The organism is Saccharothrix sp. NRRL B-16348 (assembly GCF_001280085.1).
Taxonomy (GTDB): Bacteria; Actinomycetota; Actinomycetes; order Mycobacteriales; family Pseudonocardiaceae; genus Actinosynnema.
Window position 1 is genome coordinate 28,204 of sequence record NZ_LGED01000212.1, and the last position, 13,514, is coordinate 41,717.

The window sequence follows — 13,514 nt, forward strand, 5'->3', positions numbered from 1 at the left end:
ACCGGGTGCGTCACGGGCCACCAGGTTATGCCGTCGTCGCTGGTCTCGACCAGCCAGGTGTACTCCACACCCGGATATTCTGTCGTGCGCGAGCGATCCCACCGCACACTGGATCTGCGGACGGATGAGTACGTTAGGAGACGGCTCGCCATTGAACGTCACGGTTGCCGCTGCGCAGCGACCGCAGCCGGATGTCCAGTTCCGTGGCGGCGGCGGGCTTGTTCGGCGAGAGTCGGATGTAGGACGCCAGGGAGTGCAGCTCGGCGAGATCGCGGAGAAGGCGCCAGCCGTTCCACTCGGTGAGGTTGTAGCCGTAGGCGTTTCGGAACGCGGTGCGGTCGGCTTCGGGGGTGTGGAAGTGGTCGGGCAGGCTGGCGATCAGGTCGAGTTCCCGGGGGCCGAAGCATGCTTGGTCCCAGTCGATGAGTAGCCAGCCGGTGGGGTCGCGGACGAGGTTCTCGCTGTGCACGTCGGCGTGCACGAGCCCCAGGCCCAGGGGGAACTCGGTGGTGGCGAAGGCGTCGCGTACAGCTTGCGTTTGATCGGTGAGCCATGCGTGGTCGTCCTTGGTCAGGACGGGTGCCCGCCGTTGGGCGTCGAGAGTCAGCGCCTCCTGCAGTCTGTGCAGGGGCTTGTAGTGGGGCAAGGTCAGCGGTGGTGGCGGCAGGGTGTGGAGGTGTCGCAGTGGCGTGGCGAGATCGGTGGGGCTCGGGGTGGGTGTCGTGGGTCGCAGTGGCCAGAAGGTTGCCACCGCGTCGGCTGTGATGACCGGCTGTTCTCCGGGTGTCGGGGCCAGTGCGATGGGGGCGGGTTGGGTGGCCAGCCAGCGGGTGACCTCGATGGCGGTGACGGCGCGTTCCCACCGCAGCGTTGTCGCCGGCGCGAGCCTCACCACGACCTGGTCGTGCGGCAGCAGGTAGACGGCGTTGGACCGGTGGTGCAGCAGGCGCGCACCGTCGACGTTCACGCGGAAAACCTCACACACCTGCCGCAGTTCATCGATCCCTGGCAGGTCGCCTCGCTCTCGCGCCCTGGTGCTCACGCGGCGTTGTGGGGAGGCAACTCGTCGACGCGCCTGCGCAGGTCCGCCACGTCCGGTCGGTGCGTGTGGGGTGCGGCGACCGTCGCCATCGTGTGCAGGCGTACGTGTGCGCGTGTGGAGGACAAGGCGCTGATTTCGGTCACTGCCCGGTGCCCGGTGGCGACGGCGGCGTCGATGTCGCCCACGCGGAACTGACTGGCGGCCAGGCCGGGCAGGTTCACCGCGGCCGAGCGGGCGTAGTCGGGGCCGTAGTTGTCGACGGCGGCGCTCAGACGCTCCACCGCTTCGCCCGCGAAGCGGGTGTCGGTGGCGGCGAGCAGATACAACGCGTGCCCGCGTTGCGCGTCGAGTTCCGCCGGGACGACGTGGGACGGCACGGGTGTCGCATCCATGTCGAGGTAGGTCTGTTGCGCGACATCGAGAGCCCGGTGGCAGGCGTCGACGTTCCCGAGCGTTGCCTGGCACCAGGCCAGGTTAGACGCGATGTAGCCGTCGGTGCTGCGGCTGACCCGGTGGTCGTGTCCGGCCGCGGTCGCGTTCGCCAGCCTCACCAGCCGCAGCGCTGCCTGGGGCCGGTTCAGGTGCAGTGCCTGATGCGCCATGTCGAGATGCAGGTGCACCGTGAGGTCCGCGCTGCGCGGAGCGTCGGCCTCCTTTGCGAGCTTCAGGGCAATCGTCCACAGTCGGAGAGCGTCATCGTGCAGCTCGACGTCGTAGGCCATCCAGCCCGCGGTCTGGGCCAGGTCGGCGGTGGCCAGACGCAGCGACGTGCGCACCGGCCCCGAGCACTCAAGGTCGTGCAGCTTCAACACGTGCTCGAGTTGGGTTACTGCGGCAGCGCGGACCAGCCCGCCGCCGTACCGGTAGTCGTGGTCCCGGAAGCCCTTGGTCAGGTTCTCGATTTCCTCGACGTCGGCGGCGCCCAGGCGGCGGGTCAGGGCCGGGTTCGCGTTGGTCGGCAGCAGGTATTCCAAGCGCTCCAACTCGGGAACGATCTCCATCCCGAGAGTGATCGCGGTGATGCTTTCGAGGAAGCCCCTGCGATTCAGCGCCATCCAGGTCGCCTCCTTGTGGAACTCCAGGTCGATGTCCGGCGGCGAGTGCCGGGCCGATGACATCGTCGCATCGGTGGCGTCGGGTTGGTGCGGGCCGGAGGTGGTGGGGAGATGGTCGCGGATGGGGAGCCCGGTGAGGAGTCGGTCGAGGTCGTCGATGCCGATCGCGAGTGCCTGGGCCAGGGGTGGGCGCTGTTCGGGAGAGGGTGTGCTCGTGCCCGCTTCCCAGGTGCGCACGGTTCTGGCGTTGACGCCGACCTTCTCGGCGAGGCGTTCCTGGGTGAGCCCGCACGTCAGCCGCCGTTGCTGAAGCGTCTTCCGCCTCGTCATCGCTACGCGATCCCTCCCCGTACCTGGACCGGACACGCTAGCCCAGTGATCGCGCATACAGCAGGTCACGGCCGGTGCGCCGATCGGCTTTCACCCGTTCGTACCCATCGGCCCGCCGGAGGGTCTCCGCAAAATTGCCGCTTCGTCACCTGGCTCCCTGTCGGGATCGACAGTTGGCTGTTGACAGGCCCCGGTGTCGGTGAGACCTCCGATCTCCACGTGGTGGGCGACTCCATGTTGCGCGGGGCCGACCGCAGGTCGACACGCTGATCGCTGGTCCGGAGGCTGCTACCGATGACCCTGTCACTGACCGTTGCCGCTCCACTGGAAGTCGGACGAGGCCGGTTCCGTGAGACGAACGGCGGGCACTGCTGCAACACGTGGGAGAACCACGGCAGTGCCGGATGGGAGTGCGCCCACGGACACGTACTGGCCCGCGACGATGCCACCGCCGCACTGAATCGCGCCGCTGGCGCTCTCGTCCCCACCGCTGGCGTTCCGGCCTCCCTCCCGTCTACCGCTGGTGACGACCAGGTCGCGCCGAAAGACGCTGCCAGGACATCTCTTGCTCAGGAGCAGACGGCCTGACGTGCCGCTGAGCAGGTTCCCGCCCGAATCGGCTACGTCTTCGACGAGGTACTCCATGTCTGCCGTGCCCCTGTCCATGCCAAGGTGGCCGCCCGAGCCGCGAAGCCCGGTGTGGCCGGGCATGTCGGTGGGATCCGTCGGTGCCGGGTTCGACCACGGTGCTGGCGAACGTGGACTGCTCGCCGCGCCGCATCCGGCGCGGGCGACGGACTACCTGCTCGGCGGTGGGTACAACTTCCCGGCGGACCGCGAGTTGGCGCGTCGGTGGTCGACGGTCGATCCCGATGCGGAGCGCACGGCGCGGGCCGGTCGGTCGTTCCTCGCGCGCGCTGTCCGGCACCTCGTGGCAGCTGGCGTTCGGGGACTGGTGGACCTGTCCACCGCTGTCACGGCGGGCGGCGCGCCGCACCAGGTCGTCGACGACAACAGGCTCCACGCCCGCACGGTGTATGTGCAGTCGGATCCGGTGTTGCTCGCACTGGGCAGGATGCTCGTGCCCGAACCCCATGCCGTGATGGAGGCGCCGGTGGGTGCTCCGGCCGCGGCATGGAACGTGGCGTTGACAGCCGGTGTCCTGACGCCCGCCGAGCCGGTCGCGTTGCTGGCCGTGGGGCTGGCGGATCTGGTCGCGTCACGCGAGGAGTTGTGCGACGTGCTCGCGGTGTGGCGCGCCGTGGTGCCGGCAGGGTCGTGGTTGGTGCTGACGCATCGGTTCGACACCGCGGTCGTTCCCGGCGCCGGGCCGGGGGAGGAGCTGGCCGTACTGGTCGGAGATGCGGGATGGACCTCGTGCGAACCGGTGGTTCGTGCGCCGTACTGGCGTCCATTGTGGCCGTTCGACATCGACGGAATCCCACCCGCGGCACCGGTGTGCGTGGCGACTTTCTGAGGCACTGCCGATGTTTGCCGGGTGGTGGCCACTGCGGTGGTCCCCACGTCCGTGCACGGCGTGCACAACCTCCGCAGCACATGCTCGTGCGGCGCGGCGCCGATGGAGCGGTCTCCGCGTGGACGAACTGGTCACGGTGACCACGGATAGCTGCGCACGTCCGTGTCGAAGGCCGCGATCAGCTCGGCGTCGCCGGATCCGATTGTCCGGTCGCAGCGAGCTGTCGCCGGCGAGTCCGGCCGCGTTGAGCACCGCAACCCCCGCACACGCCACCGCGGCGAGGGGCACCCTGGCGGGCGGCTTGCGGCCGAGCCTGACAGTTCCGGCATCGGCGCGTTTTCCGCATTTGGGATGCACCCTTAGGCGACCCTCAGCCCGTGTTTCAAAGGTGAGGTTGTCGCCGGGCGTGTCGCTGACCTGTTCCGTCGGATTCGCAACCTCTCCAGGCAGTGCAGCTAGCGGTCGGGCGCTACCCCGATCGCGATCACCCCGTCGGCCACCGGAATCCGGCGGCCGGCGGTTTCCAGGAAGAGCGTGCCGCCCCGGACTCCCAGCGGGGGGTCGACGAACACCAGGCTCGTGTCGTCCCCGAGCGGGTGCGTCTGCACCGGGGCATCCTCCAGCGCCACCCATCGGTCGCCTTCCAACCGCATTCGGGTCGGCGGCTGAACCGGAATCCTCTCGAAGCGGGGGCCGCACCGCAAGGTGGAGAAGGTCGCGTTGAGGCGGCCCTCGCGGTCGTACCGGACGTCTTGGACGAGCGAGCCGTCGACGTCGGTGGGGTCGCCCAGCACGCCGGGGGTGAGTGAGGGCCGGCGTTCACCGGTCTCCACGTCCACGGGGACCAGCGAGAGGATCCTGTGGCAGATGCTCATGTGTCGGATCGTTAGGTATACGGCCGTGCGGCCGTCCGGCGAGATAGTGCCCGTCTGTCCGATCCGATGGCCTCCATCGGCGATGCCGAAGTCGCGTACCGTGCCGTCGAAGTCGAGCAGGTACAGGGATACGGAGCCGCCATAGGCGACCGGGGGTGGCACAACGCCGACGAGTACGGCGTCGGAGGCGCCCGCCAGCAGCATGATCGCCCCCTCGGAGGGTCCGGTATACGGCTCGATGGCTCGGGGAGCGGGTATCACGACTGGCGCGGGCGTCGGTTGCGCGCCGGGCGTGCCCAGGTCGAGGGTGATGATGCGGTTGGCGTCCCGTTCGAGCCAGGCGATGCGGCTCCCGCCCACGACCACCGCATTCCAACACTCGCCACAGGGCACGGTGCGGTCCTCACCGTCGGCGACGTCGACCACCGCGATACCCGCGGGCGACACGGCGTAGGCGAACCGGCCGTCGAGGGTGAAGTGCGGATCCGGGATGACCCCGAAGTCCCCGAAGTCGCCCGCGACCTCGCTGATCGCCCGCTCGTCCCTGACGACGGCGAACCGCTCCGCCGTCACGTAGGCGTACGCGAGCGGTTGGGGCGGGGCGGTGGTGGTGACGTTGATCCTCGCGGCCTCGGGTGACTCGGGCACGACGAGCTTGTCCAGCACCTCGGTCAGTTCGGCTGCGTCTTCGGTGAAGGCCACCGCCTGCACGGCCTGCTCACTGGCCAGCCGCTCCAACGATTCCCGCTGCTCGGCGGGCACGCGGTGGCCGATGACCCGGATATCCAGTGCCAGCCCGGCGGCGTCGACGCGCTCGCGGATGGCACGGGAGACCTCCGCCTGCTCCTGGGTGCACGCATCGACGCCCGTGGTGGAGACGACCACGATCCGGTTGCGCTGCGAGCCGCGGAACGGGTAGATTCTGGAGAAGTCGTCGATCGCCGCGAGCACGCCGCTGAGCAGCGTCGCCCGGCCGGTCGGGGTCAGGGCGCGCACGACGCCGGGTACCTCGTCGGCTTCGTCGGTCACCTCGCTCGTGTTGTCTGCCGCGCCGCATTCGCCGCCGAAGCGGCGCAGGCTCAGCGCGTCGGCGTCGCCGGTGTTGTGCGCGGTGGCCTCGACGGCGTCCGCGACGGCGGGGAAGTCCGTGCCGGGTGCGGAGGTGTCCACCAGCAGGGTGGTCCGGTGGTCGGGGACGGAGCGGACGACCAGGTAGCCGACCACGCACCCGGCGAGCACGAGCGCCACGGCCAGGGCGGCGAGCAGCCTGCGCCGCGTGGTGGCGGTGCTCATCTCGTCCCTCCCGGGCTCGATGCGCGCAGAGCGGCGAGAATCTCGTTGATCGCGTCGACCTGGGCGTTGTAGTCGTCCGCCGCCCGCTGGAACGATTCGAACCGGTCGGTGAAGGGAGCTCCGGACCTGGCCACGTCGAGCAGTTGCCGCGCCGCATCCACGACGCGGCCCTGCCGTTCCCGCAGTTGCAGTGTCTTCGCGTGCAGGTCGCGCGCGACCGATGTTCGTGCCCGGCCGCGCAGTTCGGCGAACTCGTCGTCGGCCGTGATCGGGGCCACGTCGTCGATGATCCGGCCGGCGATGTCGAGGCGGCCGTCCACGATCGCCTGGACGGCCTCGTTGAGCCGGGCGACGGCGGGGTCGAACATGTCGATGACGCGGTCCGCGGACCGCAGGACCGGCTCGACGTTGGTGACCCACTCCAACGCGGCGCGCAGCTCGTCGGGCGAGTCGGGCAGCAGCGGCGTCGGCGCGTCCGCACCGGCCGCGAGCCGTTCCAACCCGTCGCGGTGGTCGTCGCCGAGCTGGTAGCCCACGAACCGGAACTGGATGTCCAACCCGGCGGCGGCGACCCGGTCCCGGATCTCCTCCTCGACGAACGCCCGGTCGTCGTCGCAGGCGTCCACGCCGTTGCGCGTCACCACGATGATCCGGTTGACCTGCTTCGCGTCCTGGGAGAACGGCTCGGAGAAGTCCGCGGTGGCCTCGACGATGCCCCGCAGCAACGTCGCCTCACCCGCCGGGGAGGCGACGCGCACCGCCTCCCCGATCTCGTCCCGGTTGCCCTTGCCGAACCCGACCAGCCGGCTCGTGTTGCCCTCCGCACCGCACTGGCCACCGAACCCGCGCAGCGCGATCGCGTCATCCTCGCCGGTGTTGCCCAGCGCCTTGCCCAACGAGTCCACGCTCGCCGCGAAGTCCTCGGGCGAGGCACCCGCCCCGGACAGGTCGACGAGAAACTCCGTCTTGTACGTCGGCGCGAACTGCGGCACCACCCAGGTCAGCACGGCGTATGTGCCGCCGGCGACCAGCACGGCCACGATGAGCGCGACCACCGCGTTGCGCACCGCCCGGGGAAGGGTGACGGTGAACCGGTAGAGCCGCCCCACGACCCCACCGTGGACCGTGCCCACCTGTATGACGGTCTCGACGCGCTCGGCCGACACCTCGTTGGACACAGCGTCGTGCACCGCACCCTGGTCGGGCTTCCCCATGGCGCCCCCTTTTTCGCCAGGCAAGGCCGTCCGAAGTCGCCCCGCCCCGGCCATCGTCGGCCAATCGAGCGGGGAGCGATCCGCACGACTGCGGGTTGGGCGGCACCTTCAGCGCAAACCCGCCGATCGAACCCTCCAGGCCGAAGAACGCGCACAAGTGCTTGCCCTTGAGTCGGGATCGAGGCCGGTGACACCGTCTCCGAGCGCGGCCCGGCTGAGGTGACCGTCGGCGTGTCGTTGGCCCGGACGTGGCGGGGTCTCCGGTAAGTGGGTTGGCGACCAGGAAACCCGAACACCGGAGACCTCGTGGCCGGGTGCGGCGGCAGCGGGGCGGGCCGACGCGCAGTGGGCGCTGCTGCGACCACTGTTACCCGTCGGGCGCAAGCCGGGCCGCCGGCCCAAGTGGAGTAAACGGCAGTTGATCGACGGCATCCGGTGGCGGGTCCGGGTCGGCGCCCCGTGGCGGGACGTCCCGCCGGACCACAGGCCCTGGCAGACCGTGTACGGGTTGTTCCGCCGCCGGCAGCAGGCCGGGTGTGGCAGGCGATCCTGACCGCATTGCAGGCCCGTGCCGACGCCGACGGGCTGGTCGTGGGACCTGAGCGTGGACTCCACGGTCGCGCGGGCACACCAGCACGCGGCCGGCGCCCGTAAAAAGGGGATCCCCAGGTCGAGCCGCCCGGCACCCCGGCGGGTGGAATAGAGCCGGACGATCACGGATGGGGTCGGTCGCGGGGCGGGTGGACCAGCAAGCTGCACCTGGCCTGCGAGCAGGGCCGGCGGCCGCTGTCGCTGCTGGTCACCGCCGGACAACGCGACGACAGTCCGCCGTTTGCCGGTCTCGTGATCCAGGTCGGGGGTCGGCTGTGGTTGCGCAGCAGGCGATCGCTGCGCTCATGGCGTCGGCGCGGCCGCCGTGGCGCGCGGCGAGATAGTTCGTCCGGGCGGCGGTGAACCACTCGACCGCCCGGTCGGGATCACCCGTAGCTTGGGCGCAGTGGCCGAGGGCCGCCTGCACGTCGGCCACGTGGAGCGGGGATCCGGATCGGGTGGCGACCGGCAGCGCGTTGTTCAGCAGCGGTGCAGCCTCGGTGGGGCGGCCGACGCGTATGAGTACGTCCGCGCGGGTCGTGTTCACCCTGGCGTGGCCGAGGTCGTCGCCGACGGCGAGCATGAGCGTGGCGGCGTGGCCGAGGTTGATCAGGGCTTCGTCGTGACGGTCCAGGTCGGTCAGCGCGGTGGCCAGGCTGTGGTGCCGCAGCGCGCGGCTGTGGTCGTCGTCGGCCTGCTCCAGCGAGCGGAACAGGTCTGCCAGTGCCTGTTCGGTGTGGCCGGCTGCCCGCTTCGCGTGGGCGCGTGCCGACAGGGCGGTGGAGAGCACCGTCGGGTCGGCCGCCGTCGTGGCGATCGTGACGGCTTCGTCGCACAACGGCAGCGCTGCCTGGTGTCTGCCCGTGTCGGTGAGGGAGATCGCCGCGCGGGCGAGGTGGTCGGCGCGGGTCAGCAGTCGTGCGCGGTGGGGCAGGGTCGGGGATCGCTGTGCTGCTGTCAGCCCGATCATCTGGGCCTCGACGGCGCCGCTGTGGTCGCCGGTCCAGCGGCTCAGCCGCCAGAGGGCCTGGGCCAGCCACCAGGTCAGGTCGTGGTCCAGCCTGAGCACCAGGGGCAGGAGAGCACGCAGGTGGCGCGCGTTGTCGGTGTACCACCGGGTGGCGTCGATGGTGGAGTCGAAGATGTGCGTGGCGGTGGATGTCGGGCACGTGGCCGGGCGGCGGTCGTGCGGATGGATCGCCTGGTCGGCTGCGAGTGCCCGTGTCAGGAACCAGTGGATGTGGCGCAGGAGCGGATCGAACAGATCGTCCGTCGGTCCGGGGTGTCGCGTCCGGCGGATGCGGTAGTCGGTTCCGCCGTCGGTGCGCGTGGCGCGGCCCGCCGCCGTCAGGCGCTCCAGCACGTCGTGGGCGTCGGCGAACGAGCCTCGGATGATCCAGGCGACCATTTCCACCGGCACCGCGGCCACGGGTTCGGTCGGCACCGACAGCACTCGCACCAGCAGTTCGGCGCGGCAATCCGGCGCGGACCTGTCGTCGCGCGTCGTCACGTTCGTCGGATGCCGTGGTGCGGTGGTCGCGACCGGGGCCGACGAGGTGGGGGCGATGGTGGGCACGACACCTCCGTGACCGGGCTTGGCGGGTAGTGAGGGGCCGCCTGGGATGGCATCCGACACCGGGGGCGTCGGGGCGTGACCATCGCTTCCGATCGAGCTGGGAGGCGGGAAGCGATCTGCGTGGGCAGGCCCGGTGTCGGATGCCGTTGATCCCCAGCCAACTCTTCGCAGGCCGGAAGGACCAGGTCATCCGGCGGCGATGAAGCGGCAATTTTGCGGAGAACGACGTCCGCGGGCCGACTGCACCGCAAGAAGGTGACCGCCAAGGAGTTCGAGACGTTCGCCGATGCGGTCTTGCGGGACAAGCCGATGCCCAGTGCAGGCAAGGCACCGCATGACCGGTATGCCGTCCGTACCGGGGTGGTGGGGCTAGCTGTTCCGTGGTGAGGTGGACCTCACCGAGAAGATCAAGGGCACCCGGTAGGCCGCACTGCTGGCCGTGGTGTCCTGGGTGCAGAACCTCAAGCCCGCCAAGGTGGCCGGTGACCGGGGCTTGCAGGACCGTGCCCTAGCCGCCGTGTTCCCCGCCAGGGAAAGCCTGAACACCGCACAGACCGCCCTGAACCTGCTGCTGGAAGGGGCCTGACATGGGGCCGGATGACTGGCTGAGGGAAATCCGGGAGATCTTCAACCAGCACTCCCAGGGCAACCCGGTGGACCTGGACCGGTTGGCCCAGGTCTGGGAAGACCTGGACACCTGGTTGGTCCGGGGAGGCTTCCCGCCCGCCCCTTGGTGGCACCGGACCTGACCGCACCCCTACCGACTGCCCCCGGCATCCCGATGCCGGGGGCAGTCCCGTGCACGGAGGTCGAGGCCGTTGCCCTCCCGTGCCTCCCGCCCCTGCACCCGCCCCGGTTGCCCGAACCGCACCGGCACCGGGGGCATGTGCCCCGACTGCCGCAGCCGTACCCGCCGTGCCCACGGCACGAGCGCCCAGCGCGGCTACACCGCTGGTCACCGGTCCCGCTTCCGTCCGGGAGTGCTCTCCCGCCCCGGTGACCGGGTGTGCCGCTGCGACCTCACCGCCTGCCCCGACCATCCGGGTGTCAGCTGTAGCTCACCGTCCACTGTGGCCGACCACTGGCCGCAGACACGGCGCGAACTGGTAGCCGCTGGGCTTGACCCTGACCACCCGGACCGGGGCAGAGGGCTGTGTTTGCCGTGCCATGCCCGGATCACTGCGAGGGACCACCGCACCCGAGGAGGCGGGAACAGCGCGTGAGCCGCCCGCCCCACGCGCCGAGCAAGGCCGGTTGCGGCTCCGGCCGCGCCACCCCAGGGGGTGACCCTTGAGCCACGCGGAAGGGCACAAGCCACTGAGGCCCGATTCCGTCCCGCCAGGTTTCCGGCAACGCCGAACCCACGTCCGCAGACCGGTGCCCGAGGACAGCGAAACCGGGCGCGAACTGGCCGCCGTCCTCGACCGCCTGGCGCTCGCGGCCGACCAGGTCCACGCCTGGGTAGACGAGCACGACTCCCTTGTGCGCCATGCCTACGAGCTGGGAGCGACGCAACACGAGATCGCCCCGCACGCGCAGGTCGCGCAGTCCACGGTGAGCCGGATGCTCGCCCGCGACACCACGGCCTGAACCCGTCCGCCCGGTGATGCAGCCCGCATCACCCATGCACCAAGCATCGCGACCACCGGAGGTGCGCCGTACCCATCGTTGTCGACGGGATCACCCCGTCCGAGAAGATCCGCGCCGAACTCGCGGCCGAGGGGAAACCGGTTTTGCTCGGCTTCAGCCGGGGCAAGGACAGCCTTGCCGCGTGGCTGGCGATGCGGGAAGCCGGAATCGAGGTGGTGCCCTACCACCTGTACCTCGTGCCGGGCCTGCGGTTCATCGAGGACTCGTTGAAGTTCTACGAGGACTTCTTCGGCACGCCCATCCTGAACCTGCCGCACCCAACACTGTTCCGCTGGCTCAACACGCTGATGTTCCAGCCCCCGGAGCGCGCGGCGGTCATCGAGGCCGCACAGCTCCCCGAACCCACGTATGAGGAGCTGGCCGACCTGATCCGCGCGGACGTCGACCTGCCCGCGGCCTGGAACGCCGACGGCGTCCGCGCGGCCGACTCGCCGAACCGGAGGATGGCGATGGTCACCCACGGGCCGAAACGCGAGCACCTGCGCAAAGTGTCGATCGTGTGGGACTGGCGCATCGCCGACGTGCGCGAAGCCCTCGCCCGCCACAACGGCCCGCTGCCCCCGGAATACGAGTGGTTCGGCCGCAGCTTCGACGGGCTGGACTTCCGGTTCCTCGACCCGATCCGGCGCCACGCCCCGGACGACTACGCCCGGATCTTGCAGTGGTTCCCGCTCGCCGACCTGGAGGTGTTCCGCCGTGACCTCGCCCGCTGACCCCAACGCCGACCTCCTGGCCCAACTCCAGGCCACCGCCGCCATCGGCGGGCCGACCTCCGACGCCGACCTGCTGGCCCAGCTCAACGCCGACCCCGAACCCGACCCGCTGGCCGATGTCGAGTACACCGGCGACCTGGCCACCGACTCGACCGCGGAACTCGACGCCCTTGCCCGCGGCTTCCGCGAGCGCACCGCGCGGGAGGACGAGCGGTTCCGCCTCGCCACGGACTCGGAGTTCTGGTTCGTCCTGTGCTTCAAGTCCCGCGAGGAGAAGGACGCCTTCCTGCGCGCCGCGCGGCTGTTCCACCTCGGGGACAAGTACCTCGACGGCCGCGCCGCCGCGTCGGCGCTGGGCGTCGACCTGCCCGAACCCGACACCGGAGAGGAGGAGTAAACGATCATGCGAGGCCGACTCGGTCGCCTCGTCGCGGGCGCCCGCCGTGCACTGTCCCGTCGCGCAGCTAGCCCGTCCCGAGGCCGCAGCTCTGGCAGCTGATGATCAGGCGGGAATGTACAGATCCGTTTGGTGATCGACACCAACCAAGCTCTCTCCAACCAGAGGTTGTAAGGTTGATAATGTCTCACAGCGGGACGTTTTCATGAGACACCGTGCCGCGAGGTTGGGTGACGCACCTCCCGGTGCGCCACCCAACAGATCACCTGATCAGGTCGCTGATCTCACCAATCAACGCGACGACCTGCACCAGGGCACTGAGAAGGAGAACGGCCTGGTCAGAGCGGTAACTCTGGCCAGGCCGCCTTTCCTCGTCACGCTCGGGATCGTCATCCTCCGCATGATCGTTTCCTACCAACTCGCACCTCCCATGTGATCACCTCATGATGAGGTGAGCCAGCTTGCCCGGCTCACGTGACGCCGGTAAGCCCGCGAAGGCGCTGTTGATCCTATAGATCTTCTTTCAGTCGGCCCACAGCATGTGGTGCCGCACTCCTGAGAACCTAACCAGTCGTGCGATTTACGTGAAGTGGGTTGACCCGGAATCTTCAGGCAGCAGCAGGGATGAGCGCTGCCGAGGCACCTACCTTCGCTGGTAGCCCTCAGTGACGTGCCTCGGTGACCACCAGGCACGGGGGCATGCAGTCCGCTACAACTGGCTACGCAGGCCGTGGTTTCTGTGTTCGTGAGTCGATCTCGCCTGATGGCCTTCGACTCGACGGACGGAGGTAGTCACGATGGGCAAGCGAGGCCCGGCTTCGAAGCCCACTCAGCTCCGCATCCTGCACGGCGACCGCACCGACCGGATCAATGACCGCGAGCCCGCTCCTCCTGAACAGGAGATCATCTGTCCGGACTGGGCGTCGGACGGTGCACGGGAGATCTGGGGTCGACTGGCTCCAAGCCTGGAGCAGCGCAGGGTGTTGACCGCGTGGGATGTGGACGCTTTTCTCGTGCTGTGTGAGGCGTTGAACCGTTACCGCAACGCCACCGCGCTGGTGAACGGCTCGGCGCTGTTGGTGCAGGGCGGATCGGGCCTGATGAAGAACCCGGCGTTGCAGGTGCAGGCCGAGGCGGAGCGCACGTTTCTGACCTACGCCGCCCGCTTCGGGCTGACGCCGTCGGATCGCCAGTCCATCAAGGTGGAGGTGGGCGGCGACCAGGACCACAAGGGCGGACCGGGCCGCCTCCTCAGCTAAGCCCCGCGCCAACCCGAAGCGCACCACGACCAGCTCGCGCAC

15 protein-coding genes are annotated in these 13,514 nt (G+C 69.8%); 10 read left to right on the forward strand and 5 right to left on the reverse strand.

Annotation, left to right across the window (positions count from 1 at the left end):
• Window positions 1-133: 133 nt before the first annotated feature.
• Both ADK67_RS27655 and ADK67_RS27660 read right to left on the reverse strand, forming a co-directional pair.
• Complete coding sequence (locus tag ADK67_RS27655; protein WP_197289639.1) at window positions 134-967, reverse strand: phosphotransferase family protein; 834 nt, start codon at window positions 965-967, stop codon at window positions 134-136.
• 71 nt (window positions 968-1,038) lie between these two features.
• The gene (locus tag ADK67_RS27660) at window positions 1,039-2,427 is read right to left on the reverse strand and encodes a helix-turn-helix transcriptional regulator (protein ID WP_053719448.1); all 1,389 of its coding nucleotides are present in this window, start codon (window positions 2,425-2,427) and stop codon (window positions 1,039-1,041) included.
• 709 nt (window positions 2,428-3,136) lie between these two features.
• Between ADK67_RS27660 and ADK67_RS27670 the strand changes: the two genes are divergently transcribed.
• Window positions 3,137-3,904 carry an SAM-dependent methyltransferase gene (locus ADK67_RS27670; protein WP_197289640.1) on the forward strand — a complete coding sequence of 256 codons (768 nt, stop codon included), beginning with the start codon at window positions 3,137-3,139 and terminating at the stop codon, window positions 3,902-3,904.
• A 455-nt stretch (window positions 3,905-4,359) separates the two neighbouring features.
• On the opposite strand, the gene ADK67_RS27675 is transcribed toward ADK67_RS27670, so the two are convergent.
• Together ADK67_RS27675 and ADK67_RS27680 are read right to left on the reverse strand one after the other, a co-directional pair.
• Window positions 4,360-6,072: a hypothetical protein gene (locus ADK67_RS27675; protein ID WP_053719451.1), complete on the reverse strand. Its 1,713-nt coding sequence runs from the start codon at window positions 6,070-6,072 to the stop codon at window positions 4,360-4,362.
• Window positions 6,069-7,286 carry a hypothetical protein gene (locus ADK67_RS27680; protein WP_053719452.1) on the reverse strand — a complete coding sequence of 406 codons (1,218 nt, stop codon included), beginning with the start codon at window positions 7,284-7,286 and terminating at the stop codon, window positions 6,069-6,071. Before ADK67_RS27680 ends, ADK67_RS27675 begins: the two co-directional genes overlap by 4 nt.
• Window positions 7,287-7,650: 364 nt before the next feature.
• Between ADK67_RS27680 and ADK67_RS53925 the strand changes: the two genes are divergently transcribed.
• Window positions 7,651-7,839: a transposase gene (locus ADK67_RS53925; protein ID WP_231648378.1), complete on the forward strand. Its 189-nt coding sequence runs from the start codon at window positions 7,651-7,653 to the stop codon at window positions 7,837-7,839.
• Window positions 7,840-8,085: 246 nt separating this feature from the next.
• On the opposite strand, the gene ADK67_RS27685 is transcribed toward ADK67_RS53925, so the two are convergent.
• Window positions 8,086-9,285 (reverse strand): tetratricopeptide repeat protein, encoded by a 1,200-nt coding sequence (locus tag ADK67_RS27685; protein ID WP_157620881.1) that lies wholly within the window; start codon window positions 9,283-9,285, stop codon window positions 8,086-8,088.
• On the opposite strand from ADK67_RS27685, the gene ADK67_RS51240 reads away from it, so the two are divergent.
• From ADK67_RS51240 to ADK67_RS27705, 8 genes are all read left to right on the forward strand, one after another.
• The gene (locus tag ADK67_RS51240; protein ID WP_157620882.1) at window positions 9,269-9,466 is read left to right on the forward strand and encodes a hypothetical protein; all 198 of its coding nucleotides are present in this window, start codon (window positions 9,269-9,271) and stop codon (window positions 9,464-9,466) included. The genes ADK67_RS27685 and ADK67_RS51240 overlap by 17 nt on opposite strands.
• A 242-nt stretch (window positions 9,467-9,708) precedes the next feature.
• Window positions 9,709-9,840, forward strand: coding sequence for a hypothetical protein (locus tag ADK67_RS54780; RefSeq protein ID WP_269436035.1), 132 nt, complete (start codon window positions 9,709-9,711; stop codon window positions 9,838-9,840).
• Window positions 9,841-9,904: 64 nt separating this feature from the next.
• Window positions 9,905-10,039 (forward strand): hypothetical protein, encoded by a 135-nt coding sequence (locus tag ADK67_RS54785; RefSeq protein WP_269436036.1) that lies wholly within the window; start codon window positions 9,905-9,907, stop codon window positions 10,037-10,039.
• Window position 10,040: 1 nt separating this feature from the next.
• Window positions 10,041-10,202, forward strand: coding sequence for a hypothetical protein (locus tag ADK67_RS51245; protein ID WP_157620883.1), 162 nt, complete (start codon window positions 10,041-10,043; stop codon window positions 10,200-10,202).
• A gap of 628 nt (window positions 10,203-10,830) precedes the next feature.
• Window positions 10,831-11,043 (forward strand): hypothetical protein, encoded by a 213-nt coding sequence (locus ADK67_RS27690; protein WP_053719454.1) that lies wholly within the window; start codon window positions 10,831-10,833, stop codon window positions 11,041-11,043.
• Window positions 11,044-11,186: 143 nt separating this feature from the next.
• Entirely contained in the window at window positions 11,187-11,816 is a 630-nt protein-coding gene (locus ADK67_RS27695; RefSeq protein ID WP_197289641.1) for a hypothetical protein, read from the forward strand.
• On the forward strand, window positions 11,800-12,213 hold the full coding sequence (locus tag ADK67_RS27700; protein ID WP_053719456.1) for a hypothetical protein: 414 nt from the start codon (window positions 11,800-11,802) through the stop codon (window positions 12,211-12,213). The genes ADK67_RS27695 and ADK67_RS27700 overlap by 17 nt, the downstream gene beginning before the upstream one ends.
• A 797-nt stretch (window positions 12,214-13,010) precedes the next feature.
• On the forward strand, window positions 13,011-13,472 hold the full coding sequence (locus ADK67_RS27705; protein WP_053719457.1) for a phage terminase small subunit P27 family: 462 nt from the start codon (window positions 13,011-13,013) through the stop codon (window positions 13,470-13,472).
• Window positions 13,473-13,514 lie beyond the last annotated feature (42 nt).

Bases quoted from the DNA above. Each gene is read 5' to 3' on its own strand.
- ADK67_RS27660 (WP_053719448.1), bottom strand. From the start codon at position 2,427: ATGACGAGGCGGAAGACGCTTCAGCAACGGCGGCTGACGTGCGGGCTC.
- ADK67_RS27670 (WP_197289640.1), top strand. From the start codon at position 3,137: ATGTCGGTGGGATCCGTCGGTGCCGGGTTCGACCACGGTGCTGGCGAA.
- ADK67_RS27675 (WP_053719451.1), bottom strand. From the start codon at position 6,072: ATGAGCACCGCCACCACGCGGCGCAGGCTGCTCGCCGCCCTGGCCGTG.
- ADK67_RS27680 (WP_053719452.1), bottom strand. From the start codon at position 7,286: ATGGGGAAGCCCGACCAGGGTGCGGTGCACGACGCTGTGTCCAACGAG.
- ADK67_RS51240 (WP_157620882.1), top strand. From the start codon at position 9,269: ATGATCCAGGCGACCATTTCCACCGGCACCGCGGCCACGGGTTCGGTC.
- ADK67_RS27685 (WP_157620881.1), bottom strand. From the start codon at position 9,285: ATGGTCGCCTGGATCATCCGAGGCTCGTTCGCCGACGCCCACGACGTG.
- ADK67_RS51245 (WP_157620883.1), top strand. From the start codon at position 10,041: ATGGGGCCGGATGACTGGCTGAGGGAAATCCGGGAGATCTTCAACCAG.
- ADK67_RS27705 (WP_053719457.1), top strand. From the start codon at position 13,011: ATGGGCAAGCGAGGCCCGGCTTCGAAGCCCACTCAGCTCCGCATCCTG.